Here is a 21,828-nt window from a genome sequence, read left to right as displayed (position 1 = left end):
TGTATACGAAATGGGAGAATGGCAGAATTAGCAGCGGCTTGTTTTGCGCACCAGCTGTTCGTGCATGAACACCATGAACACCAGCAGTGCCAGCAGATAAAATGGGAACAGCGCAGGAGTGATGTTGTTTGCCAGCAGCCCGAACAGCGGCGGCATGGCCAGATTGCCCACATAGGCGCTTGCCATCTGGATGCCAATGACCGCCTGCGATCTGTCTGCACCGAAGTGCTCCGGCGTGGAGTGGATGATGCTGGGATAGATGGGCGCACAGCCCAGCCCCACCAGAACAAGACCGCACAGGGCAAGCATCTGCGGCCCGGGCAGCAGCAGGGCCAGCACGCCTGCAGCCAGAATGCACTGACCCATGCGGATCATCTGCGTATCGTTGAATTTCAGGGTCAAAAAGCCGCAGGCGGCGCGCCCGGCGGTGATGCCGATGTAGAACAGGCTGGCAAAGCTGGCGGCAGTGCCGGCGGCAACACCTTTCGTCAGCGTGAGGTAGCTGCTGGCCCACAGACCTGCTGTGGTCTCCAATGCACAGTAGCAGAAGAAGCACAGCATCACCTCTCTGGCACCCGGCAGACGGAATACCTGCCCAAGGCTCAACACCTGCGGCGAGGCAGTTTCGGTGTCGGTGCCTGCAGTACGGCTCTGCCATAGCGGCAAACTGAAAAAGAGCACTGCACTCAGCAGGATCTGGAACAGGGCGATGCACCGGTATCCGGACGTCCACGGTCCGCCGCCTGCCAGCACCCGGCCCATGACCATGGGGCTGATCATGGTACCGATGCCCCACATACAGTGCAGCCAGCTCATGTGGCGGCTTTTATAATGTAAGGCAACATAGTTGTTCAGGGCCGCGTCCACGCTGCCTGCACCCAGCCCATAGGGCACGGCCCACAGGCAGAGCATCCAGAACTGTGTGGAGACCGAAAAGCCGAACAGCGCGGCAGCTGTCATGGCCACACTGAGGACGGTCACTTTTCCAGTGCCCAGCGCACGGGTGAGCCGGTCGCTGTTCAGGCTGGAAACGATGGTGCCAAAGGAGATGATCATGGAGATCAGCCCCGCATAGGACACCGGCACACCGAGCGCCGGATACATGGAGGGCCACGCCGACCCCAGCAGGGAATCCGGCAGGCCCAGACTGATGAACGAGATGTAAATGATCGGAAGCAGAAGCTGTACCATAAACCTTGAGTTCCTCCGGGAAGCATGTTATACTTGCAATGCATCTTGTGCTTTGCTGATGTAATAATATCACACATCAGGGCTGAATGTTAGGATAAAAACGCCCGATTGATACAACAAAACCGGCGCGGATGCGGATGTGCACCTTGAACGAAAGGAGATGGCTGATCGTGGCATTTCAGACCAGCTGTGCAGCAGCGGGCGGGCTCAACTGCCCGCCGGATATTGTGGCGGATAGCGAGGGCAGGGAGCTGGTGCAGCACGGCAGCGCACTGTTTCCCATTGCCTGCTATGCAGAAGACCTCAAAAGCTATTCGGTAGCATGGCACTGGCATGAAGAGTTTGAATACATCCTTGCCGTAAAAGGCCCGCTGGCGGTGGACGTGAACAAAGCCCGTCTGATTTTGCAGACCGGGCAGGGCGTGTTTGTCAATTCCGGAGTGTTCCATGCGGTGGAGCAGGCGGAGACCGGGGATGCTTTGCTGCATTCCGGGGTATTCCATCCGCGCCTGATCGGCGGCATGGACACCATCTTCTGGCAAAAGCTCGTGCACCCGCTGCTTCAGCCGGGAGCACCGGCCTTCTTTCTGCTTGACGAGGCAGACGACGGGCAGAAGGCCGTGCTCTGCCATTTGCGGGAAGTCTGGGACGCAGTGGCCCAAGAGGTCTTTGACTATGAGAATCAGGCGCGGTACCATCTTTCGGCGGCGGTGCATCTGCTGGGAATGCAGTGCGAGGGTGGAAAAACAAAGGTCTCTCAGCAGGAGCAGATCGCGGCCCGGCGGATGAAGCAGATGCTGCGCTTTGTGGAGGAGCACTACGCAGAGGAGCTGAACGTGGAGCGCATTTCCGACTGCGTGGCCCTGAGCGAGAGCGCCTGTCTGCGCAGCTTCCGGCAGCTGCTGGGGATCACACCCATCCAGTATGTCAAGCAGTACCGCATTGAAAAGGCCGCCGAGCTGCTGCTTTCCACCAGTATGAAAATCGGCGAGATCGGTGCCGAATGCGGCTTTTCGGATACCAGCTACTTTACAAAGACCTTCCGGGAGATCAAGCACTGCACGCCCAGAGAGTACCGCCAGAAGTTTGCGGGAAGAGAGCAGTCTCTTTCAAGGCGGGACGGCGGCAGAGCCGGTGCACCGGCTGAGACAGCGTTATAAAAAGGAAAATCGGGAACAATGCAGCGTAGTCTGACAAAAGGCCCCATCACCAGCAGCATTTTGCTGTTTGTCCTGCCGCTGATGCTGGGCAATCTGCTGCAGCAGATGTATAACATTGCGGATACATGGGTGGTAGGCCGTTTTCTCGGCGCAGACGCGCTGGCGGCATTGGGTACTACCTGAAAAAGAAACGCTAAAAAAGCAAATGGCACAAAAACAGAAACCCGGAACCTTCTTGAGCCGCTTGGCTCGGAACAGGTTCCGGGTTTTGTGCAGTATCTTTGCAGAAAGCTGCTTTGCAGCAATGGGGCAGGGGACAGCAAAATACAGATTACCGCTTGATATCGTAGTTCATGTTCATCAGGTTGCGGATAGTGCTCACATCATCGGTAATGTTGGCATCGCCGTGGATGGTGTGCTTGATGGCGCTGCTTGCCACCGCAAAGTTGATCATGTCCATAGCCTTGTAATCGTGCAGCATGGCGTAGATCAGGCCGCTGGCGAAAGCATCGCCGCCGCCCACGCGGTCCAGAATATTAAAGGTGAACAGCTTGCTCTCAAAGGTGTGGCCATCGTACCACATAAAGGCCTTCAGGCTGTTCTCGCTGCCGCTGTGGGCATAGCGCACATGGCGGCCGATGCACTTCAGGTTGGGATAACGCTCGATGAAATGCTGGAAGATCTCGTCCTGCTGCTCATAGCTGGGCTGCAGGGGTACGCCGTCCTTCCAGTCGCCCTTGCTGTGGTCGTTCTCATCCTTCCACAGGTGGTAGGGCTCAATGCCCAGCAGAACATCCACATAGGGCAGGCATTCGGTGCAGAAGTCGCGGGCTTCCTCCCAGCTCCACAGGGTGGAGCGGAAATTGCCGTCGAAGCTGACGGTCAGGCCCTTTTTCTTGGCGACCTTGAGCATGTCCAGGATCAGGGTGCGGCAGTTGGGAGCCAGAGCCGGGGTGATGCCGCTCAGGTGCAGCCAGTCAAAGCCCTCCAGCAGAGCGTCCAGATCGACCTGCGAGAAATCGTACTCGGTGATGGCACTGTGCTTGCGGTCGTAGATGACCTTGGACGGGCGGATGCCGTAGCCGGTCTCCAGATAATAGGTGCCCAGACGGTTGGACTGTGTCTCGTTCGGCTCGGTAAGGATCATGGGAGTGCAGTGCACATCATTGGAACGCAGCCAGCGCACGGCGCTCTTGCCAAGGCTGTTGTTGGGCACCACGCTGAAGAAGGTGCTGTCCACACCAAGGTTAGCCAGTGCCAGTGCAATGTTGGCCTCGCTGCCGCCGTAGCTGGCCTCAAAGCTGGATGCCATACGGATCTTCTCGTAGTTCGGCGGGGTCAGGCGCAGCATGATCTCGCCGCAGGTGATGAATTTCTGGCCGGGGGTATCGTTGCCAAGGATCGGGTTGAAATGTTCCATAACGCTCCTCCTGATATTTACAGCTCATCAGAGCCCTGTTAACACATCGTTGTATCCATTATAATCCGACACAAGAGGGATTGCAAGCGCTTCCACGGAAATGCAAGAAAAAATAATTGCTGATTTTTGGAAGATTTGACGAAAAGTGTGCTGACGGCCAGCCTGCCGGGAACTTTCTCCTCAGACACGAAGCGAGCCATTCCATCGCCTGCCCTACCGGCCCATGTAAATGCCGCTTATCGTTACGTCCCCATGCCGTGAAAATGTGTTTGGAGCGCTCCAAACGCGAAAAATAAATTTTCCACGGATGAAAGCCAGAGCGAAGCGGAGGCGATTCTGAATCGTTTTTACACGCCGGTCAGATCGAACGAAGGCGTATATTCTTCCTTTGCACTGCTCTTCTGCTGCATGTATCCCTGCGCAAGCCCCTTGTCCATGGCGTAGTTCACCACCCGGCGGTACTCATAGGTGGTGATGCGCCGTCCGATGCCGTGCTCTGCGGCCTTATAGAAAGGGGTATACTGGCTCATGACACTGGGAATGAAGCACCCCGGGTCGGCATCGTTCCACGCAGCCATCTGATCCAGAACAGCAAAGCTGTCATCAATGTGGCCGGGCAGGGCGAGATGCCGCAGAATGACCCCCTTTTGCAGGATGCCCTCCGCATCGAACGCCGGATGTCCGGCCTGTGCCATCATGGCTTCAATGGCGGGCTTTGCCTGTGCAAAGTAGTCCGGCGCAGAGGAAAGCTCTGCCGACAGGGCAGAGGATACATATTTCAGATCGGCCAGCCAGATGTCGATGTACCCGCGCCAGGCTTCCACGCTCTCCACGGTCTCGTAACCGCCGGTATTGCACAGGATAGGCAGGTGCAGACCCTTTGCGCGCGCAATGTCCAGCGCGGCAATGATCCAGGGCTGCCACTGCCCCGGCGTGACCAGATTGATGTTGTGGGCGCCCTGAGACTGCAGGTCCAGAAAGATCTCTGCCAGATGTTCAACGGTGATCTCCCTGCCGAGGCCTTCGGCGCTGATGGGATAGTTCTGGCAGAAGCAGCATTTGAGGGTGCAGCCGGAGAAAAACACCGTGCCGCTGCCCCTTGTACCGCTGATGCAGGGCTCTTCCCAGTAGTGCAGGGCCGCACGGGCGGCTTTCAGGGTGCTGCCTGCACCGCAGAAGCCGGTGCGTCCGGCAGCACGGTCGGCTCCGCAGCGGCGCGGACAGAGCGTGCAGGAAGAGGGAATGGAAACAAGATCGGTTTTCGGCATAATATCCAAAGTCCTTTGCAGAAAGTTTGTCAGCTTCAGTATACCACTTTTCAACCGGACGTGCTATACTATAAGACGTGGAAAGAATAATATATATCAGAAGCAACATTTTTGCATAATGCGGCCGAAATGATGGGCTGCGGCAGAGAAATGACCATGATGGAGGAAATCATGCGCACCGAAACCGATGAAATCCGCGATAACCTGAAGTATCTGACCCTGCTTTCCCGGGACTACCCCTCGCAGGCGGCAGCGGCCAGTGAGATCATCAGCACGCAGGCGCTGCTCAAACTGCCCAAGGGCACCGAGCATTTCATGAGTGATCTGCACGGCGAAAATGAGGCCTTTGTGCATATCCTGAACTCGGCCTCCGGTGTGATCCGCGAAAAGGTGGATCAGGTGCTGGGCGATACCGTGCCGGAAAATGCCCGCGCCGAGCTGGCGACATTGATCTACTACCCCAACGAAAAGCTGCCCCAGCTCAAGGCCCGCTGCACCAGCGAGGAGGCGCTGGATCAGTGGTATACCGAAACACTGCTCCGGCTCATCGATATCTGCCGGCTGGTGTCCTCCAAACATACGCGGGAGCATGTGCGCAGCTGCCTGCCCGCCAGCTGCGGTTACATTCTGGACGAGCTGCTCCACGCTCACTTTGAAGACCACGATAAAGACCTTTACTATGGTCAGATCGTGGGCAGCATTATTGAAAATGGCCGTGCAGACCGCTTCATCGTGCGGCTGTGCGAACTGATCAAGCATCTGGCCGTGGACAAGCTGCATATCGTGGGCGACCTGTTCGACCGCGGCCCGCGCCCGGACATCATTCTGGATCTGCTCATGCGCCACCACAATGTGGATATCCAGTGGGGCAACCATGATGTGGTGTGGATGGGAGCCGCCGCAGGCAGCCCCATCTGCATCTGCACGGTGCTCAAAACCACGCTGGCCTATCATAATCACGGAATGCTGGAAGACTGCTATGGCATCAATCTGCGCCATTTGCAGCGTATGGCCGAGCAGTTTTACGGTGAGGACGACCTGAGCATCTGGATGCCCCATACCGACGCGGCCCGCGGCCCCTACACCGAAGGGATGCTGCACCGCTGTGCTGTGATGCACAAGGCCATCAGCATCCTGATGTTCAAGCTGGAATGTCAGGTGATCGACCGCAACCCGGACTTCCAGATGCGGGGCCGGGATTATCTGCGCCGCATCGACTGGTCGAAGCATACGGTCAGGATCGGGGAAAAGGAGTATCCGCTGCGGGATACCTCGTTCCCCACCGTAGACCCTGCCGCCCCGGCAGCACTGAATCCGGATGAGCAGCTGGTGCTGACCAAGCTGGTGCAATCCTTCCGCCAGAGCGAAAAAATGCAGCAGCATGTGGAGTTCCTCTATGCCAAGGGCAGCGTGTACCACATTGAGAACGGCAACCTGCTCTACCACGGTGCAGTGCCCATGACCAGCCGGGGTACCTTTGCCACGGAGCGCTTTGAGGGCCGCCGCTACTCCGGACGTGCCCTGATGGACTACTGCGACGCCCGGGCGCGCCGTGGCTATTACGCGCCCGAGGGCAGTGCCGCACGTCAGAGCGGACAGGACTTTTTGTGGTATCTGTGGTGCGGCAAGCTCTCGCCGCTGTTCGGCCGCAGCGCCATGACCACCTTTGAACGGCTTTATGTCGCAGACAGCTCCACCCACACCGAGGTGAAAGACCCTTATTATACATGGTATAATGACGAAGCTGTGTGCCGCCGCATTCTGGCAGAGTTCGGCTTGCCGGGCAGCAGCCATATTGTCAACGGCCATGTGCCGGTGCGGGAAAAGAACGGCGAAAGTCCCATCAAGGGCGGCGGCAGGCTGGTGGTCATCGATGGCGGTTTCTGCCGTGCTTACCACGAAAAGACCGGCATTGCGGGTTACACGCTGGTGTATTCCAGCCGCACCATGTCCCTGCGCACCCACCAGCCCTTTGAAAGCGCGGAAAAGGCTGTGAAGGAAAATCTGGACATCATCTCTCAAAAGAATATCCTGGAAACAGAGAATCATCGCATCCTTGTGGAGGACACCGACGAGGGTGAGGTGCTGCGGGAGCGGGTGCACGACCTCAAACAGCTGGTGACAGCCTACCAGCTGGGCTGGATCACCGAGGCCCGCTGCGAGGACCATATCTGGTAAAGTGCAACAATTGGTACACCATTTTTCTGTAAAATACCTAAAAAAGAAATCAAAATTTTGGAATATTCTGCATGAAAATGGGCAAAACAGAAAATAATAGAACATCACCAAGCGGGGCTTTGCTTTTTTGTGAAAGTTGTGTATAATAAGATAGCTGTAGTAGTACGGCATTGTTTATTGCACGGCTGCAGCAGCTTTTATGGAGAATGCTTTCAGGAACCTTAACAGGCCTGAAATAACGGGCCTTTGACAAGGAGATCATAAAATTGGAGAAATTTGTTATTACGGGCGGTAAGCCCCTGCGTGGCGAAGTTACCATTTCGGGTGCGAAGAATGCGGCGGTAGGCATCCTGCCTGCAACCATTCTGGCAGCGGATGTCTGCGTGGTCGAGAACCTGCCGGATATCAGTGATGTGGCGGTGAGCCTGAAGATCCTCAGCGTTCTGGGCGCACAGATCAGAATGCTGGACCGTAACACCTATGAGATCGACACCACCCACCTTACCGGGACCAACGTCCCGGACGATCTGTCCCGTCAGATGCGCGCCAGCTATTATTTTCTGGGTGCGCTGCTGTCCCGCTTCGGCAAGGCACAGGTGGCCATGCCCGGCGGCTGCAATCTGGGCCCCCGCCCCATCGATCAGCATCTGAAGGTGTTCAGTGCGCTGGGTGCTGAGGACAGCGTGGATTATGGCATGATCACGGTGCGTGCCAAGGAGCTGAATGGCGCACACATCTTCTTTGATAAAGTCAGTGTGGGCGCTACCATGAACGGTATGCTCTCCGCTGTCATGGCCAAGGGCCAGACCATTCTGGAAAACTGTGCCAAGGAGCCCCATGTGGTGGATCTGGCAAACTTCCTGAATATGTGCGGCGCGGATGTGCGCGGTGCAGGCACCGATGTCATCAAGGTGCGCGGTGTGGAAAAGATGCACGGCTGCACCTACAGCATCATTCCGGATCAGATCGAAGCCGGCAGCTACATGGTGGCTGCTGCGGCTACGGGCGGGGATGTGCTGGTGAAGAATGTTACCCCCAAGCATTTGGAGCCGATCACCGAAAAGCTGCGCCGTGCAGGCGTGGAGGTGGAAGAGTTCGACGATGCAGTGCGCGTGCGCCGCACCGGCGATATTCTGCCGCTGAAGATCAACACCATGCCGCACCCCGGCTTCCCCACCGATATGCAGCCCCTGATGGGTGTGCTGCTGAGTGTGGCCAAGGGCACCAGCACCGTTACCGAGAGCGTGTGGGACAACCGCTTCCGCTATGTGGACGAGCTGCGCAAGATGGGCGCAAACGTACAGGTGGACGGTCAGGTGGCCGTGTTCGAGGGTGTGGACAAGCTCAGCCCTGCGCCGCTGCGTGCGCTGGATCTGCGTGCGGGCGCTGCCATGGTGGTGGCTGCTCTGATGGCAGACGGCACCAGCGAGATCGAGGAGATCGGTCACATTGAGCGTGGCTACGAGAATATCGTGGAAAAGCTGCGCGGTCTGGGTGCCGATATCAAAAAGGTGGAACGGATGCCTGCCGCACTGGATCAGGCATTGTAACGTATCAGAAAACAAACAGCCTGCTGCATATGCGGCGGGCTGTTTTTGAGTGTATCAGAGGTTTTTCATGGCAGAATTTATCTCATTGTACTCCGGCTCTTCCGGCAACAGCAGCGTGGTGCGCTGCGGTGAGCACTACCTCATCGTGGATATGGGCAAGGGCGTGCGCACCACTACGGCGGCGCTCAAGGCGCTGGGCCTTGCCGTCAGCGACTGCGACGGCATCCTTGTCACGCACGAGCACAGCGATCATGTGAAGGGGCTTTCCACCTTTCTCAAAAAGAACCCGCTGCCGGTGTATGGCGCGGCAGCTACACTGGATTTTCTGGATGTCAATGGGATCGTCCCGGCAGCCTGTGAGCTGCACGAGCTGGAGGGCAGGGAAGAGGACGTGGGCGCATTCGGCGTGCGGGCATTCCCCACCAGTCACGACGTGCCCTGTGTAGGCTACCGCATCCACACGCCGGACGGTAAGACAATGAGCATCGCCACGGACCTTGGCACGCTCACCCCGCCGGTGCATGAAGCGCTGACCGGCTGCGACCTTGTGGCACTGGAAAGCAATTACGACCTGCACATGCTGCGCAGCGGGCCGTACCCCTATTACTTACGGGCCCGGATCGAGAGCACCCGGGGCCATCTTTCCAACGATGAGTGCGCTGCAAAGCTGCTGGAGCTCATTCAGGAGGGGTGCAAAAAGTTTGCACTGTGCCATCTCTCGCAGGAGAACAATACCCCCTCCCTTGCGCTGCAGACCGTATTCAATACGCTGGGCGCAGCGGGCGTTGTGCCGGACAGGGACTGCATCGTGCAGGCACAGCGCCGCAGCGAAGTCAGCCCTGCATTGGAGTTTTGAATAAAAGAAAAAGCAACGCTTTTGCGTTGTTTTTTCTTTTACTCATTCGCTTTCTGAACGCGGATATCGTTGCCGAAGAACTTGATCTGGACGAAACCGGCAAGGCGGCTGGAGATCTTTTCGGTGTAAAGCTTTTCCAGCAAAGCGCCATCTGTGACATTGGTGGTGACGATGGTGGGCAGCTTTGCGCCCAGCCGGTTGTTCAGCAGGCTGTACAGATTGGTGAGAAAGAAGCTGGAATTGAACTCGGTGCCAAGATCATCGAGGATCAGCAGGTCGGCATTGGATGCAGTCTGGAACAGCGCTTCTTCCTCGCCGTTCGGGTCGGAACCAAAATGCAGCGCTTCCAGCTTACCAAAGAAATCCGGGCAGGAAACATAGATCACATCATAGTTCTGCCGGAGCACCTCTCCGGCAATGGCCAGCGCCGCATGGGTCTTGCCAAGACCGGCATTTCCCAGCAACAGCAGGCTCTCGCGGGTGGCGGGTGAAAAATCGGCCGCATAATCGCGCAGATCGGCCAGAACCTCTGCCATGTAGGTGCGGATGCTCTCACCGATCTCGGGATCTGCAACAGAGGGGTAATATTCCAGTTTCATAGTGTCAAAGCTGGAAATGGACAGGCTGGACAGTGCTTCGATCTCCTGACGACGCAGCTGTTGCATCACCTTGTGGACGCAGGCACAGGTGCGGCCGTTCACACTGCCGGTATCCTGACATTTCGGACAGGTGAAGTGCGGTTCCAGCGCGTTGGCAGGGCGTCCGCTTTCGGCCAGCAGGGCCGTCAGCTTCTGCCGGGCATCGGCCAGCGCGGCGGCGGCTTCGGTGCGGTCTTTGCCCGCAGCACCGGCCAGCGCACAGCGGATGCCCCGAACCCGCACCTCTTCTTCTGCATGACGCAGGGCGGGAATGGCAGCTTCGGCCTGTGCCTGTGCATCCTGCGCCAGAGCCCGGGCGGTCTGCCGCCGCAGGGCAACGGTGCGGAGAGCTTCCTGATACAGTTCATTTTTGGTACGCATAGCGGCTCCTTATTCAGGCTTCTTGATGAGGGAACGGCGGCGGGTGGCGTTTTTCAGGATATCGTTTCCGCTGGGGGCTGCGCGATCCACCCGGATGTTCCGGCTTGCGCCCGCAGCAGCTACCGGGCTGCGCACATCGTGCACGGTGCGCAGTCCCTTGGCGTTCCATGTCTTGAGGATGCTGTTCCAGTACCACAGATCGCGCTTGGGCCCGGCCTGCACGGCAGCTTCCTGCACCATGGCGTCATCATAGCCGTAAACTTCGTACCATCGTGCAATGGCCTTGCGCCCGCCCAGAGTCAGTTCGTCCGGAGCAATGTCCAGCAGGCTGCTGACATACTGCTCACGGCTCTGGCGCAGAGCCAGCAGCTTGAGGTGGGCGTCTGCCTGTTCACCGGTCTCCACGCCCTCGGTGCGCCACACCTTCAGCTCATGCACCACGGCGGCTATGGTACGCCGGCCGGTGCTGGCAACGTAAGCGGTGCACAGCATCACGGTCTCGGGCGCAAAGCCCTCCTGCACATAAAGGTTGACCAGCTTTTCCATTTCCTTGTGGGTCAGCGGGCGGGCAAAGCCGGTCTGCGCGCAGTCGATGAGGCTGGAGATCATGGGGTCGGTGCGGCTTGCGGCAGCAATTTCGGCCCATGTCATAGGCGTCGGGGCGCTGGGTTCCTCGCCCGGTGCAGCGTTTTCTTCATAGCGCTCCAGCAGGCCCGCACCTGCCCAGAAAGCCAGTGCACTCTCGGCGCTGATACGGCTGCGCAGTTTGAGGTCGGCGCAGATCTTGTCCGGGTCGGTGATGCCGGTGGCCAGCACATACAGCGCCACGCGTACGTTGTATTCCTCTGCGATGCCGAGCTTTGAAAAGATCAGCTGCGGCACGGCGATGGTATCGCCTTTGAGCTCTTTTAAACGGTAGATCATCTTTTATTCCTTCGGTTCGTCCGGTTCATCTTCAGCAGCTGGCTCCCAGGGATCACAGTCCATCATGCTGGGACAGCTTTTCCAGCGCTCTGGCTCTGCATTGAAAGCGTCCTGCAAAAAGGCGGCGGCAGCCTCGCGGCCCTCGTCGGACAGCGGAAACACCTTCTGCACCCGCAGGGCAGGGTCGGTCTTTTCAATGGTCCAGGGGTCGGGCCAGTAATCTACAGTGAGGATGCTTTCTTCCTTTGCAGCACCTTCGCCGCCATCCGGATCCGGTACGGTGCGCTTGCCGGGGATCATCCGGTACCGCAGGCCGTATTCGTTGCCGCTGTAGGAATTTTTGCATTTGAAATAATGCAGCAAGGGGACAAAAATCATGATGGAGTCCTTTCCTGCGGCAGGCTGAGCACCGCATGCTTGATCCTATTATAAGAAACACCCGGAAAAATTGCAACGGTTTGCTTGCTCAATTGCTGGATCAAGGGCAGAAAAACGTGATCGTGAAAACAAAAAGAAAAACGGCAAACCGATATTTCACGGTTCACCGTTTATTTTGGAGCAGGGTACGGGACCCGAACCCGCCGCCTGCTGCTTGGGAAGCAGCCGCTCTACCGGATGAGCTAACCCTGCATTGCTCACTTATTGTAGCAAAGCAGAGCAGGATTGTCAAGAGCTGAAGCGTGTCAGTTTTTTGTAGTATAGGTCAGATCCAGCACCGGAGTAAACGGGTCAAACACCAGTCCTTTGATGCCGTCTGCCACCAGCAGACGCTTTTGCTGGCCCAGCAGCGGCACTACGGTGCAGCTTTCCAGCAGCTGACGTTCGCATTCGGCCAGCAGGGCACAGCGGGCGCGGCCAGTCTGCTGTGCGCTTTCTGCCAGACGTTCGGTGTACAGCGGGTCAGAGTAACCGGTCAAACCACCACCCTCGGCAGTGAACTGCTGAAGCATCTGGTATACGCTGCCGCCCTCGGCACAGATGGGTGCCAGTGCGATGGTGTAATCGCCCGCCGCAAGGCGCTTGCCAAACTCTTCCTGCGGCACCTCCTCCACTGAGAAAAAGAGGGAACAGTCCTTCTGCCATGCACCGTTGATCTGCTCGGCCAGTTCGGTGAGCCCGGCTTCCTTGGGCAGCAGGATGGTCACACCGGAAAAATCAGAGCTGGCCATGCCCTGCCGTGCTTCCAGATACAATGCACGCGGGTCCGGGATCACAGGCATGGGATCCCCGGCAGTGTCGCGGTAGGCGATGCCGTCTACAGTCAGCCCTGCAGGCACAAGGCCCTCGGCGGCGGTGTACAGGCCGGAAGAAGGCACTGCTGCATTTTCCCGGGCAATGCCGGCCAGTGCCTGCCGCAGTGCCTGATTCTCAAAGACAGAGCCCTCGGCGCTGTTGAACAGCAGGGCCCAGGTGGTATCGGAGTAGGAAACAGCCCGCAGAGCGGTCGCTTCGCCGGTGTCGTCCAGCGCGGCAGAGCATTTCTCGTCCGCGATGAGCTGAGCGGCACTCTTGCCGGTGCTGCCGGTGTTCTGCACCAGACGCAGGCTGCCGATCAGGGGCGCAGAGACATCGCGCCGCAGGAACAGGCCGCTGGCGGTCCAGTTGTACAGATAGAAACTGCCGCTGGAAAGGGTGGTCTTTGCCGTCAGGCCGTAGGTGCCGCGGGTGCTGTTGAAGAACTCCTCGTCGCAGGGCATGGCACCGGGCAGGGTGAGCTTTGCGAGGAAGTTGTCGTCCTTTTCACTCAGGCGGAACACCAGCGTCAGCGGACCGGAAGCCGAAACCCCCAGCGTACTGAGCGCCGCTGTACCGTCCAGAACAGCGGCGCTGTTTTCAATGGCAGAAAACTCTACCGCATAGGGAGAGCCCGTCTGTGCCTGAAAGATGCGCCGGAACGCAAACACAAAGTCCTCGGCGGTGATGGAATAATCTGTGGCGGTTCCCTTAGCGGCGGTGTAGGTCAGGCCGTCTTTTATGGCAAAGGTGTAGGTGCGGCCATCCGGAGAGACGGTCCAGCTTTCGCACAGGTTAGGTACGATCTCGCCGTCGGCGTTTTTGCGCACAAGGCCGCCGTAAAGATTCTCGCAGGCAATGACGTCTGGCGCAGCAGACACGACCTGTGGGTCAAGATTTGCGGGGATGGTATCCACAAACCATGTAAAGCTGGCTGCACCGGAGCCGCCGCTGCAGCCGGTAAGGGCAAACAGGAACGCAGCGGCAAGCACCGCTGCGGTGATACGCAGGAACTGTTTCAAGGAAATGACCTCATTCTATGGTATTTGCTGGGAGTGTGTATGGATACAAAAAGCACTCTGCTTCGACAAGTGTAGCAGAAATGAAGGCAAAATACAATTGAGGAATTGTGAATTTCCCTTGCTTTTTGGGGCAAAAAGGGCGTTTTTCCGTTGCCAATTGCGGCCAAATGGACTATAATGATACAGCGAATGTTTCAGCGCCCCTTTGCGGCGTGTTCGATACGATATTACTTATTGAGGAGGAACTGTTTTTATGCAGAAGGATCAGCAGAAACTGGCCGAGCTCATCAAGGGCAAAAAAGTTGCCTTCATCGGCGCAGGCGTCAGCCATAAGACGCTCATCAGGGAGTTCGTGGAGCTGGGAGCACACGTCACCCTGTGTGACCAGAAGAAGAGCGTAGAGGACTTTGGCGATTATGCCGCCACCATCCAGGAGCTGGGCATTGACCTGAGTCTGGGCGAAAACTATCTGGACGGCTTCAAGGGGCAGGACATCATCATGCGCACGCCGGGCTTTGTGGGCTACTTTGAAAAGCCCTTGCAGGATGCCATGGCCGCAGGCACCATGGTGACCAGCGAGGTGGAACTGTTCTTTGATTTCTGCCCCTGCGAGATCGTGGCTGTGACCGGCTCCGACGGAAAGACCACCACCACGACCCTGATCTCCAAGTTCTACGAAGCGGCTGGCCGCAAAGTGCATCTGGGCGGCAACATCGGCGCAGCTCTGCTGCCCATGCTGCCCGAGGTGGCCCCCGAGGATGTGGCTGTGGTGGAGCTTTCCAGCTTCCAGCTCATCAGCATGCATTCCAGCCCCAACATTGCCGTTGTGACCAACGTCACCCCCAACCATCTGGATCATCACAAGGATATGCAGGAGTACATCGACGCCAAGCGCAACATCCTGCTGTATCAGAAGCAGCCCTGCCGCGCCGTTCTGGGCTACGAGAACGAGATCAGCCGCAGCATGCAGTCCGACTGCAAGGGCAAGCAGGTGTGGTTCACCCGCCTGCACGACACCGACAACGGTGCCTTCCTGCGCAAGGAAGATCACATGCTCTGCATGGCGGAGGACGGCGTTGTGACCCCGTTCCTGGCACAGAAGGACGTGAAGCTGCGCGGTCTGCACAACATCGAGAACCTGCTGGCCGCTGCCGCTGCCGTGTGGGGTGAGGTGCCTGTGGAGGCGATCCGGCAGGTGGGCAGCACCTTTACCGGCGTGGAGCACCGCATCGAGCCGGTGCGTACGCTGGACGGTGTGCTGTATTACAACGACTCCATCGGTACCAGCCCTACCCGCACCATTGCCGGTCTGCGCAGCTTCGATCAGAAGGTCATCCTGATCGCGGGCGGCTATGACAAGCACATCCCGTATGAGCCGCTGGCACCGGAAGTGGTGGCGCATGTGAAGGAGCTTGTGCTCATGGGTGCTACCGGCCCCCGCATTGAAAAGGCTGTGCGTGAGGACCCGAATTTCAACGAAGCAGAGCTGCCCATCCAGCATGCGGACAACATGCAGCATGCTGTGGAGCTGGCCCGTGCCTGCGCAAAGCCCGGCGATATCATCATCCTGTCTCCGGCCAGCGCATCCTTTGACCTGTACCCCAACTTTGAGGTGCGCGGCCGTGAGTTCAAGAAGATCGTCAACGAGCTGAAGTGATCGCACAGGTCGATACAAAGCGGCGGCGTGCCCGCTTTGCCAATGCCTGCCGGGGCCGGTGGGTGCTGGGGGCAGTGCTTCCGCTGGACCTTGCTCTCTTCGGCAAAAGCCAGCCGTGGCGGTTCTATGCCGGGCCCACACTGGCGCTGGAGATCAACGGCAGCACTGCATGGGTTGCCGGGCACGCAAATCCCGAGGAACTGGCCAGCTTTCTGGCCTTCTGCGGGTGTGAGAGCGTCATTCTGGACGAAGCCGGATGTCTGCCGCCCACCGGCTGGCACCGGGCTGAGACACTGACCGTGTTCGGTCTTGCCCCCGGCAGGGCGCTGCCGCTGCCTGCCGCAGACGAAGCCCTCTGGGCACAGCTGGCCCTTGACCGGGAACCTGCGGCTATGGACGTGGCCCGGGCATTGTACCCGGAAGATACGGCCAGACAGGAGGATCTTTATTCTGAACTGTGCACCAAGCGTATCCGGGGCAAGGCGCTTGTCTGGACGCTGAGACAGGGCAGGAAAGCGGTCTGCACGGTGGGAGCCTATGCCCTTGCAAATGGGCAGGCGTATATGGCCTGCGGGCAGACAGAAAGCTCCCTGCGCGGCAAAGGCATCGGCGGGCGGCTCATTGTGCAGATGGCAAACGAGCTTTCCGCAGAGGGGCAGCGCCCGGTGTTCCTCTGCAGCCCGGAGCGGGTGCATTTTTATACCCGGCTCGGCTTTAAAAAGCTGGGGGAGTATATTCGTTATGTGCCATCGTAGTTTGTCGGCTGACACGTCGGAAGTTTCTCTGAGGACCGTCCGCTGGGGTGGGACCCTGTTGCCCGTAGGGCAATAGGGCGGGCGATGGAATGGCCTGCAACAACAGTGACCGCCGCCTGCGGCGGAAACAGGGAACTGCTGTTGGGGCAGCGGCCAGCAAGATGCGAGCGGTAGCGAAGCAGATGCTGGGTGCCGCAACCCGTATCTCGTGTCCGAGGAGAAAGCTGCCGACGCGTCAGTTCATGTGAGATTTATCCCAAATCATAAATTAAGGAACCATTATAATGTCAATCTTAAACCACTTTTTTGATTATAAAACCGAAGTTCTGGCGCTGGACGAAAAGGCCATGGAGCTGTGCCAGCCCTATTTCCGTCATATGGAAGAGATCCGGGACTTCAACCAGCTCAAGATGCTGAAAGCCTTTGCGGATACGCAGATGTCCTCTACTGATATGCTGGGCACCACCGGCTACGGCCTGTGGGATACCGGCCGTGCAAAGCTGGAACAGATCTTTGCCGAGGTGATGGGAGCGGAGGATGCGCTTGTGCGCAGCCAGTTCCAGAGCGGCACCCACACGCTGGCAGTGGCACTGTTCGGTCTGCTGCGGGCGGGGGATACGCTGCTGGCTGCCACCGGCCGTCCCTACGATACGCTGGAAGGCGTCATTGGTCTGGACGGGAAGGGAAAGGGCACCGGCACCCTGATGGATTACGGTGTTCAGTATGATGAAGCACCCCTCAAGGCCGATTTCACCCCGGACTACGACCTCATTGCAAAAAAGGCTCCGGGGGCCAAAGTGTGCCATATTCAGCGCAGCCGCGGCTATCTGCAGCGCAATGCCTTTGATCTGGAAACGATCCGTAAAATTGCGGACACCGCCCGTGCGGCAAACCCCGATATCATCATTTTTGTGGATAACTGCTACGGCGAGTTCACCCAGACGCAGGAGCCCTGTCAGGTGGGTGCAGATATCGCTGTGGGCAGCCTTATCAAGAACCCCGGCGGCGGCATTGCCCCCACCGGCGGCTACATTGTGGGCCGCAGGGATCTGGTGGAGCTGTGCGCATACCGTCTGAATGCCCCCGGCCTCGGCAAGGAGCTGGGCTGCACGCTGGAAACGCCCCGTGATATGTATCTGGGCTTTTATTACGCTCCCGGCGTGGTGTGCGAGGCCATCAAGACGGCCATCTATGCACAGTGTATGCTGGAACTGCTGGGCAAGAACCCGGTGCCGCGCTACTGCGATGACCACAACGACATTGTTACCTGCTTTGATGCAGGCACTGCAGACGCCCTGATCGGCTTCTGTCAGGGCATTCAGGCTGCAAGTCCGGTGGACAGCTATGCCGCCCCGGAGCCTTCTCCGGAGCCGGGCTATACCGACGAGGTGGTCATGGCAAGCGGCAGCTTTACGCAGGGCAGCACCATCGAGCTTTCCTGCGACGGCCCGCTGCGTGAGCCCTATACCTGCTACCTGCAGGGCGGCCTGAACTTTGCTGCCAGCCGCGCAGGCGTGCTGTTGGCCATCCAGAAGGCGTATTTTAAGGATTGAACAGGAGAGGAAAGCACATGCCTGTTTTAAGTGACCGTGTGGGCACCTTTACGGATTCTGTCATCCGCCGCATGACCCGCATCAATAATCAGTATAACTCCATCAACCTGTCTCAGGGTTTTCCGGATTTTGACCCGCCGAAACAGCTGCTGGACGCGCTGGCAAGGACAGCCTATGCCGGCCCGCACCAGTACGCTGTGACCTTTGGTGCACAGAACTTCCGCGAGGCGCTGGCCAAAAAGACCAGCCCCGCCCTGCACCACACTGTGGACCCCAACACCGAGATCTGCGTGACCTGCGGCGGCACCGAGGCCATGATGGCGGCCATGATGACCATTTGCAACCCCGGCGACAAGGTGATGATCTTTTCGCCGTTCTACGAGAACTATGGTGCAGACGCCATCCTTTCCGGCGCGGAGCCGATCTATATCCCTCTGGTGCCGCCCACCTATGAGTTTGATATTTCTCTGATCGAAAAGGGCTTTGCCGAGGGAGCCAAGGCACTGATCCTGTGCAACCCCTCCAACCCTTGCGGCAAGGTGTTCCGCCGGGACGAGCTGGAGGCCATTGCCGCCCTTGCAATCAAGTACGATGCCTTTGTGGTAACAGATGAGGTGTACGAGCATATCGTCTACGCTCCGGCAGAGCATATCTGCATGGCAAGCCTGCCCGGCATGTTTGAGCATACCATCACCTGCAACTCGCTCTCCAAGACCTACTCCATTACAGGCTGGCGTCTGGGCTATCTCATCGGCCCGGCAGAGGTGATCGAGGGTGCCCGCAAGGTGCACGATTTCCTTACTGTGGGTGCGGCTGCGCCGCTGCAGGAAGCCGCTGTGGCCGGTCTGGAACTGCCGGCAAGCTACTACAAAGACCTGCAGGCCCTTTACACCGCAAAGCGCGACCACTTTCTTGCCGGGCTGGACCGTGTGGGCCTGAAGCACAATGTGCCGCAGGGGACCTATTTTGTGATGATCGATATTTCGGAATTTCTCGCTCTGCCGCAGTTTGAGGGATGGACAGATCTGGAATTCTGCGAGTGGATGATCCGGGAGATCGGCGTGGCAGCTGTGCCGGGTTCCAGCTTCTTCCGGGAACCGGTGAACCATCTGATCCGGATGCACTTTGCCCGTGGTACCGATGTTCTGGACGAAGCAATCCGCCGTCTGGAAAAGCTGTCTGAGCTGCTGAAATAAGCCACAATCAAAATACAAGGGTCGCTTAAAACCAAATCTCCAAAATGAGTACAAAAAAGCTGGGCATCTGCAAAAAATCAGGTGCTCAGCTTTTTGTATTTTGAGTTCCGAAAAATCTGTCTTTTTGAAAGATTTCGCACCTTACGATGGGATCGATGCGGATAAAACAGACCGATCTGCCGCTGTTTCAGGGAGCAAAAGCGTCCATTACATCGGTGCACCACTTCAGCTGCCGGGTGAACTTTTCCCGCAGCACATCGTCACTGCCGCTGCCCTTGAAAAGTCCTTTGTTGTTTTCCACGGCAAAATACAGGGTTCCGTCCCGGTGCAGGCTCCCGCTGAAGCTTCCCTCCGCTGTCCCGGCAAGAGCCAGCAGCTTCCGGCATTTCTCCTCCGTCAGGCAGGCTTTCAGGGCGGTGTCATCGTCTGCTGTCAGCTTGAACTGCTGTTCAAAGCCGTCCACAGAGTTCTGTACCGATGCACCCCGGACGAGCTGTCCCAGCCTGCCCCGCGGGGTAAAGGTCAGGCTCACGGGCATCGGCACACCAAAACGGCAGATGCCCCACAGCCCGGCGTATACCGTGTCGTAGGACGGCGCGTTGACCACAGTGGGGTCGTTCGGGTCGGTATAGCTGACATCCCGGTCCAGCTCGATGCTGCACAGTTCCACCTCATAGCCCCGGTATTTTGCGCGGACGTGCTCCCCGCCGGTCATGCGGTCATACTGGGGCAGGGGAAGCCCGGAGTCCCCAAAACAGGTGATCCTGCCATTGGGTGCAAACTGCACCTGCTGCAGTGCAGCATCCAGCACCGCCGGGACGATGCGGCGGTCTACGTCCTGTCGGGCGGCTTCTTTCCGGCTGCTATGCAGCCATCCCAGAAGAAGCACCACGGCAATCGCAAAAATCATTCCATAGCTCATAGCGTCCTCCCTTTCTCTTTCCGGCTCAGCCGCAGATGCTGAAGTACAGGCTGGCGTAGGGGTCCAGCGGAGCAAGATCCATGATGTTGCCTTCGGGGCTTACATTTTCCAGATTATCCAGCGCCATGGCATCAGCATAGTTGTCCGGCTGCGCCTGTGCGGCAAAAACCAGTCCGTCGTAATCCTCCGGCAGGTAGACCACATAGCTCTTGGTAAAGATCTTGTCATCGCTGGTGCTGCTCATGTTCCAGTCGGTAGAGAAGAAGAACTCGACGTCGTAAGCGTTGTCGTTCCAGTGCACCGTGTGATAATAGTGGTTGTCCCCCCGGCTCGTATCCCCCCTGGCGGTGGATGCCGTGAGCCATGTGCCGGTATAGGCATCGTAGAGTTCGCTGGAGATGTAGGTATCATAGGTCTGCCCAAAGTAGGGAATAGAGGAATCCGGGATATAGCACACGGCATCAAACTGGATCTCCCGGATGCCGTCGTGGGTCACGTCGTTGTACTTTGTCACCTGCCAGTAACACTCGTCGGTGTTGTAGCCACTGCCCTTTCCGGTAAAGCTGCAAACGCCGCTGTCCAGCTGGATGGGGTCGGAAGAATCCACGATGCCATTGATCTCCAGCCCGTTTTTCTCAAAGCAGGTCGCCCGGGAGACGATGGCATCCACCGGGTGCAAAGCATCCGAAGAGCCTTCCTCCAACAGGTCGCCGCTGACCGAAAGATCCAGCCGCATCTGCGGGGTGTCGTCATCGAAGTAGAGGTCCATGCCGTATTTGTCCGCATCTGCGGTGCCAGTGTAAATGGTCTCGTCCTCGGAGTTGACGAATTCAAAGGTGCTGTCCTCGTGGACACGGAGCCAGAGCTCGATGTCGTAATAGCCCCACAGACCGACATAATCATTGATGTAGTCGTAGCCGTCCATGGCATCGACCTCTTCCACAGAGGAAGCCGTACTGACGTCAGCCGGAACGCTGCTGGCGGGGGCATCGCCGCCGCAGCCGGTACAAAGGATGCCGCCTGCCAGCAGAAGGCTGGCAAGGGGCAGCAGATGAGTTTTGTTTTTCATGGTCGTTTTCTCCCGATCTTCAAAGTTTCTGTCCTGCTGCCCAGACGAACAGCAGCGTCAGCAGGGCATACGCCGCACTGAGCACTGCCACAACGATGCACAGGACCTGTAGTCCCCGGCGCAGCCGGGGCTTCTGCGGCAAAAGCCGGGGCAGCGCATAGGCCCCGGCCAGAGCCAGTGCAAGCAGCAGAACCGATTGTTCCAGCGTCATATCCTCAAACCTCAATCCACCAGTTCAAGATGATCGCAGATGTTGTAGAACACATCCTGCATGTCGTCCGCTTCATCGGCAATGGTGCCGAAGGCATAAAGGTAGGTGTAGTCGTCGGTGTCCACCGTGTAGACCATCCACTCCCGCTGGTCCTCCCCCGAGCCGGTGGTGTACCAGACGATGTAAACCGGGTAGGAAAGGTTCTGGGTGTAGTCCTCATCCTGAAAGCAGGTGACATCGCGGGGTTCCCCTTCGCCGGTATCCAGAGCGGCAAACCGGGCGGCATATTCTGCGTATTCCTCCACCGTCTCGTTGGTGCGCAGCGACTGGAACGCCATATCCACCACCAGCACAGAGCCGTCCTGCGTCATGTCCTCGTAGGTGTAGGTGCCATCCTCATAGTTCTCGTTCATCAGATTTTCCATGCTGGTGAAGGGGAGACCGCCGCCCACCAGCACCGGGATGCTCACCACGTCCGAAGAGGCGGGGATCAGGTCGCCCCGGCCATCCTCCGGCGGGATGACCTCGTAAGCCCCGGCCTTGTCGGAGTCCGAAGCCTCGCCCGCGGCATCGGAACTGCCGCATCCGGTCAGGGAAAACATCAGCAAGGCGGCAAGTAAAAGTGCGATACGTTTCATTTTGGT

At 58.1% G+C, this 21,828-nt stretch carries 20 protein-coding genes and 1 tRNA gene; 9 read left to right on the top strand and 12 right to left on the bottom strand.

Annotation, left to right across the window (positions count from 1 at the left end):
- Nucleotides 1-27: 27 nt before the first annotated feature.
- Entirely contained in the window at nucleotides 28-1,191 is a 1,164-nt protein-coding gene (locus MTP37_RS07535; protein WP_249236726.1) for an MFS transporter, read from the bottom strand.
- A 170-nt stretch (nucleotides 1,192-1,361) separates the two neighbouring features.
- Between MTP37_RS07535 and MTP37_RS07530 the strand changes: the two genes are divergently transcribed.
- Nucleotides 1,362-2,351 carry a helix-turn-helix transcriptional regulator gene (locus tag MTP37_RS07530; protein WP_249236725.1) on the top strand — a complete coding sequence of 330 codons (990 nt, stop codon included), beginning with the start codon at nucleotides 1,362-1,364 and terminating at the stop codon, nucleotides 2,349-2,351.
- A gap of 18 nt (nucleotides 2,352-2,369) precedes the next feature.
- On the top strand, nucleotides 2,370-2,534 hold the full coding sequence (locus tag MTP37_RS07525) for an MATE family efflux transporter (protein ID WP_396344334.1): 165 nt from the start codon (nucleotides 2,370-2,372) through the stop codon (nucleotides 2,532-2,534).
- A 148-nt stretch (nucleotides 2,535-2,682) separates the two neighbouring features.
- Here the strand turns inward: MTP37_RS07525 and MTP37_RS07520 are convergent, their stop codons facing one another.
- Both MTP37_RS07520 and MTP37_RS07515 read right to left on the bottom strand, forming a co-directional pair.
- Entirely contained in the window at nucleotides 2,683-3,771 is a 1,089-nt protein-coding gene (locus tag MTP37_RS07520) for a sugar kinase (protein ID WP_249236724.1), read from the bottom strand.
- Nucleotides 3,772-4,118: 347 nt separating this feature from the next.
- Entirely contained in the window at nucleotides 4,119-5,039 is a 921-nt protein-coding gene (locus MTP37_RS07515; protein WP_249236723.1) for a 4Fe-4S cluster-binding domain-containing protein, read from the bottom strand.
- A 159-nt stretch (nucleotides 5,040-5,198) separates the two neighbouring features.
- On the opposite strand from MTP37_RS07515, the gene MTP37_RS07510 reads away from it, so the two are divergent.
- The 3 genes from MTP37_RS07510 (at nucleotide 5,199) to MTP37_RS07500 (ending at nucleotide 9,623) form a co-directional block, all read left to right on the top strand.
- Nucleotides 5,199-7,217 carry a fructose-1,6-bisphosphatase gene (locus MTP37_RS07510; protein WP_249238709.1) on the top strand — a complete coding sequence of 673 codons (2,019 nt, stop codon included), beginning with the start codon at nucleotides 5,199-5,201 and terminating at the stop codon, nucleotides 7,215-7,217.
- Between the two features lie 266 nt (nucleotides 7,218-7,483).
- A complete protein-coding gene (locus MTP37_RS07505; RefSeq protein ID WP_249236722.1) occupies nucleotides 7,484-8,767 on the top strand; it encodes a UDP-N-acetylglucosamine 1-carboxyvinyltransferase in 1,284 nt (427 codons plus the stop codon).
- Nucleotides 8,768-8,834: 67 nt separating this feature from the next.
- A complete protein-coding gene (locus MTP37_RS07500; protein WP_249236721.1) occupies nucleotides 8,835-9,623 on the top strand; it encodes an MBL fold metallo-hydrolase in 789 nt (262 codons plus the stop codon).
- A 38-nt stretch (nucleotides 9,624-9,661) separates the two neighbouring features.
- On the opposite strand, the gene MTP37_RS07495 is transcribed toward MTP37_RS07500, so the two are convergent.
- The 5 genes from MTP37_RS07495 to MTP37_RS07475 all read right to left on the bottom strand — a co-directional run bounded on the left by MTP37_RS07495 (nucleotide 9,662) and on the right by MTP37_RS07475 (nucleotide 13,821).
- On the bottom strand, nucleotides 9,662-10,642 hold the full coding sequence (locus MTP37_RS07495; RefSeq protein ID WP_249236720.1) for an ATP-binding protein: 981 nt from the start codon (nucleotides 10,640-10,642) through the stop codon (nucleotides 9,662-9,664).
- Nucleotides 10,643-10,651: 9 nt separating this feature from the next.
- Nucleotides 10,652-11,566 (bottom strand): DnaD domain-containing protein, encoded by a 915-nt coding sequence (locus MTP37_RS07490; RefSeq protein WP_249236719.1) that lies wholly within the window; start codon nucleotides 11,564-11,566, stop codon nucleotides 10,652-10,654.
- 3 nt (nucleotides 11,567-11,569) lie between these two features.
- Entirely contained in the window at nucleotides 11,570-11,944 is a 375-nt protein-coding gene (locus MTP37_RS07485) for a hypothetical protein (RefSeq protein ID WP_249236718.1), read from the bottom strand.
- 176 nt (nucleotides 11,945-12,120) lie between these two features.
- Nucleotides 12,121-12,196 (bottom strand) — tRNA-Gly (locus MTP37_RS07480).
- Between the two features lie 53 nt (nucleotides 12,197-12,249).
- A complete protein-coding gene (locus tag MTP37_RS07475; protein WP_249236717.1) occupies nucleotides 12,250-13,821 on the bottom strand; it encodes a peptide ABC transporter substrate-binding protein in 1,572 nt (523 codons plus the stop codon).
- Nucleotides 13,822-14,074: 253 nt separating this feature from the next.
- Between MTP37_RS07475 and murD the strand changes: the two genes are divergently transcribed.
- The 4 genes from murD to MTP37_RS07455 all read left to right on the top strand — a co-directional run bounded on the left by murD (nucleotide 14,075) and on the right by MTP37_RS07455 (nucleotide 18,982).
- Entirely contained in the window at nucleotides 14,075-15,478 is a 1,404-nt protein-coding gene (gene murD, locus MTP37_RS07470) for a UDP-N-acetylmuramoyl-L-alanine--D-glutamate ligase (protein ID WP_249236716.1), read from the top strand.
- Nucleotides 15,475-16,233, top strand: coding sequence for a GNAT family N-acetyltransferase (locus MTP37_RS07465; RefSeq protein WP_249236715.1), 759 nt, complete (start codon nucleotides 15,475-15,477; stop codon nucleotides 16,231-16,233). Before murD ends, MTP37_RS07465 begins: the two co-directional genes overlap by 4 nt.
- Nucleotides 16,234-16,517: 284 nt before the next feature.
- The gene (locus MTP37_RS07460; RefSeq protein WP_249236714.1) at nucleotides 16,518-17,786 is read left to right on the top strand and encodes a methionine gamma-lyase family protein; all 1,269 of its coding nucleotides are present in this window, start codon (nucleotides 16,518-16,520) and stop codon (nucleotides 17,784-17,786) included.
- 17 nt (nucleotides 17,787-17,803) lie between these two features.
- A complete protein-coding gene (locus MTP37_RS07455; protein ID WP_249236713.1) occupies nucleotides 17,804-18,982 on the top strand; it encodes a pyridoxal phosphate-dependent aminotransferase in 1,179 nt (392 codons plus the stop codon).
- A gap of 187 nt (nucleotides 18,983-19,169) precedes the next feature.
- On the opposite strand, the gene MTP37_RS07450 is transcribed toward MTP37_RS07455, so the two are convergent.
- From MTP37_RS07450 to MTP37_RS07435, 4 genes are read right to left on the bottom strand one after another with little or no spacing between them, the layout of a single operon-like run.
- On the bottom strand, nucleotides 19,170-19,904 hold the full coding sequence (locus MTP37_RS07450) for a DUF3137 domain-containing protein (protein WP_249236712.1): 735 nt from the start codon (nucleotides 19,902-19,904) through the stop codon (nucleotides 19,170-19,172).
- 25 nt (nucleotides 19,905-19,929) lie between these two features.
- Nucleotides 19,930-20,973 carry a hypothetical protein gene (locus MTP37_RS07445; protein ID WP_249236711.1) on the bottom strand — a complete coding sequence of 348 codons (1,044 nt, stop codon included), beginning with the start codon at nucleotides 20,971-20,973 and terminating at the stop codon, nucleotides 19,930-19,932.
- A 19-nt stretch (nucleotides 20,974-20,992) separates the two neighbouring features.
- A complete protein-coding gene (locus tag MTP37_RS07440) occupies nucleotides 20,993-21,184 on the bottom strand; it encodes a hypothetical protein (protein ID WP_249236710.1) in 192 nt (63 codons plus the stop codon).
- Between the two features lie 11 nt (nucleotides 21,185-21,195).
- Complete coding sequence (locus MTP37_RS07435) at nucleotides 21,196-21,822, bottom strand: hypothetical protein (protein ID WP_249236709.1); 627 nt, start codon at nucleotides 21,820-21,822, stop codon at nucleotides 21,196-21,198.
- Nucleotides 21,823-21,828 lie beyond the last annotated feature (6 nt).

Origin of the sequence: Faecalibacterium sp. HTF-F, from assembly GCF_023347535.1 — a bacterium.
GTDB lineage: Bacteria > Bacillota > Clostridia > Oscillospirales > Ruminococcaceae > Faecalibacterium > Faecalibacterium wellingii.
This window is presented reverse-complemented; position numbering and strand designations above follow the sequence as displayed.

Coding starts and splice junctions, on each gene's coding strand:
- MTP37_RS07495 (WP_249236720.1), bottom strand. CDS start 10,642: ATGCGTACCAAAAATGAACTGTATCAGGAAGCTCTCCGCACCGTTGCC.
- MTP37_RS07450 (WP_249236712.1), bottom strand. CDS start 19,904: ATGAGCTATGGAATGATTTTTGCGATTGCCGTGGTGCTTCTTCTGGGA.
- MTP37_RS07490 (WP_249236719.1), bottom strand. CDS start 11,566: ATGATCTACCGTTTAAAAGAGCTCAAAGGCGATACCATCGCCGTGCCG.
- MTP37_RS07460 (WP_249236714.1), top strand. CDS start 16,518: ATGTCAATCTTAAACCACTTTTTTGATTATAAAACCGAAGTTCTGGCG.
- MTP37_RS07485 (WP_249236718.1), bottom strand. CDS start 11,944: ATGATTTTTGTCCCCTTGCTGCATTATTTCAAATGCAAAAATTCCTAC.
- MTP37_RS07525 (WP_396344334.1), top strand. CDS start 2,370: ATGCAGCGTAGTCTGACAAAAGGCCCCATCACCAGCAGCATTTTGCTG.
- MTP37_RS07535 (WP_249236726.1), bottom strand. CDS start 1,191: ATGGTACAGCTTCTGCTTCCGATCATTTACATCTCGTTCATCAGTCTG.
- MTP37_RS07510 (WP_249238709.1), top strand. CDS start 5,199: ATGGAGGAAATCATGCGCACCGAAACCGATGAAATCCGCGATAACCTG.
- MTP37_RS07500 (WP_249236721.1), top strand. CDS start 8,835: ATGGCAGAATTTATCTCATTGTACTCCGGCTCTTCCGGCAACAGCAGC.
- MTP37_RS07440 (WP_249236710.1), bottom strand. CDS start 21,184: ATGACGCTGGAACAATCGGTTCTGCTGCTTGCACTGGCTCTGGCCGGG.
- MTP37_RS07515 (WP_249236723.1), bottom strand. CDS start 5,039: ATGCCGAAAACCGATCTTGTTTCCATTCCCTCTTCCTGCACGCTCTGT.
- MTP37_RS07445 (WP_249236711.1), bottom strand. CDS start 20,973: ATGAAAAACAAAACTCATCTGCTGCCCCTTGCCAGCCTTCTGCTGGCA.
- MTP37_RS07455 (WP_249236713.1), top strand. CDS start 17,804: ATGCCTGTTTTAAGTGACCGTGTGGGCACCTTTACGGATTCTGTCATC.
- murD (WP_249236716.1), top strand. CDS start 14,075: ATGCAGAAGGATCAGCAGAAACTGGCCGAGCTCATCAAGGGCAAAAAA.
- MTP37_RS07435 (WP_249236709.1), bottom strand. CDS start 21,822: ATGAAACGTATCGCACTTTTACTTGCCGCCTTGCTGATGTTTTCCCTG.
- MTP37_RS07520 (WP_249236724.1), bottom strand. CDS start 3,771: ATGGAACATTTCAACCCGATCCTTGGCAACGATACCCCCGGCCAGAAA.